Consider the following 234-nt stretch of genomic DNA (forward strand, 5'->3'; position numbering starts at 1 on the left):
CGCCTCGCCCTCGCCATCGCCGCCGGCGCCGGGCCGGACCATGCCGAACTCGGCACCGACCCGCTCGCCATCCTCGCCGCCTGCGAGGAACTGGCCGGCTGCGAGGGCATCGTCGTGCTGATGGATCTCGGCAGCGCCGTGCTCAGCGCCGAAATGGCGCGCGACCTCGCGGACGATGCCCTGCGCGCCCGGCTTCACCTCGCCCCGGCCCCGTTCGTCGAGGGCGCGCTGGCG

At 76.1% G+C, this 234-nt stretch carries 1 protein-coding gene; it reads left to right on the top strand.

Features of this window, described 5'->3' with window-relative positions:
- A partial coding sequence (locus RT91_RS19345; RefSeq protein ID WP_035189481.1) for a hypothetical protein occupies nucleotides 1-234 on the top strand: 234 nt, incomplete at both ends.

Source organism: Acidiphilium sp. JA12-A1 (assembly GCF_000724705.2).
In the GTDB taxonomy this organism is placed as follows: Bacteria; Pseudomonadota; Alphaproteobacteria; order Acetobacterales; family Acetobacteraceae; genus Acidiphilium; species Acidiphilium multivorum.